The 1,450-nt window shown below is 62.6% G+C and carries 1 protein-coding gene; it reads left to right on the top strand.

What is annotated here, in order from left to right:
- Positions 1 to 1,444: IS66 family transposase (gene tnpC / locus IEX53_RS23595; protein WP_188826607.1), on the top strand; the 1,444-nt coding region annotated here is incomplete at its 5' end.
- Between the last annotated feature and the right edge of the window lie 6 nt (positions 1,445 to 1,450).

Consider the following 1,450-nt stretch of genomic DNA (forward strand, 5'->3'; position numbering starts at 1 on the left):
GCTGATCGACCAGTTGGAATTGCAGCTCGAAGAGTTGGTGACGGGAGCGGCGGAAGACGAGGCTGCCGCGCAGGCGGCTGCCGCAAGGGCGTCGAACGTGCGTCCGTTTACGCGCAAGAGACCGGTGCGCAAGCCTTGGCCGGCCGATATCGAGCGCGAGCGCGTGGTTGTCGATCCCCCAAACAGTTGCGGCTGCTGCGGCGGAGCACGTTTGTCGAAGCTGGGCGAGGACGTTACCGAGACGCTGGAAGAGACCCCGCGCCGATTCCGGGTGATCGAAACGGTGCGGGAAAAGTTCACCTGCCGGGACTGCGAGGCGGTCACCCAGCCGCCGGCGCCGTTTCATGCCACGCCGCGCGGCTTCATCGGTCCCAATCTGCTGGCGACGATCCTGTTCGACAAGTTCGGCATGCATACGCCGCTCAATCGCCAGAGCACCCGGTTCAAATGCGAGGGGATCGATCTGTCGACCTCGACGCTGGCCGATCAGGTCGGGCTTGGCACAACCGCCCTCATGCCGCTCTTCGAACTGATCGAAAGCCACGTTTTTGCCGCCGAGCGTCTTCATGGCGACGATACGACCATTCCGATCCTGGCCAAGGGGAAATGCACGACCGGGCGGATATGGAGCTACGTGCGCGATGATCGGCCCTTCGCAAGAAACGCGGCGCCGGCGGCGGTCTATTATGCTTCGAGCGACCGGCGCGGCGAGCATCCGCAGAAGCATCTGGCCGCGTATGGCGGCATTCTGCAGAGTGACTGCTACAATGGGTTCGAGCCGGTCAGCGTCGCAGAGCACAAAGAGAAGCCGATCCTTTTTGCCTTTTGCCATGCGCATGCGCGGCGCAAATTCTTCGAGCTGGCCGATATCGAGAAAAACGCCCGGGAACGTAAACGAAACGGCAAGCCGATCTCCCCGGTCGCCCTGGAGGCGGTCAGACGGTACGATGCGCTCTTCAAAATCGAGCGCCAGATCAATGGCCTTTCCGCTGAAGAACGGCTCGCCGTGCGGCAGGAGCAGGCCAAGCCGTTGTTCGACGATATGCATGAGTGGTTGAAACGGGAGCGCGCCACGCTCAGCCGGTCCTCCGAGGTCATCGGCCCGATGGATTACATGCTCAAACGCTGGGACGGTTTTGCCCGCTTTCTTGAAGATGGCCGAATATGCATCACGAACAACGCCGCCGAGCGTTCGCTGAGAGGTGTCGCATTGGGCCGCCGAAACTGGACCTTCGCCGGTTCCCAGCGTGGCGCCGACCGTGCCGCCGTCATGCTGACGCTCATCACGACATGCCGCCTCAACGACGTCGATCCCAAGGCCTGGCTCGCCGACGTCCTCGCCCGGCTTCCCGATCACTCCAACAAGCGCCTGCATGAACTCCTGCCGTGGGAGTGGAAAAAACTGCGCGAAGCCGAAAGCCCCCCGCAACAAAAAATCGCCTGAGCGGCA

It is taken from the genome of Paramesorhizobium endophyticum (assembly GCF_014640615.1).
Taxonomy (GTDB): domain Bacteria; phylum Pseudomonadota; class Alphaproteobacteria; order Rhizobiales; family Rhizobiaceae; genus Paramesorhizobium; species Paramesorhizobium endophyticum.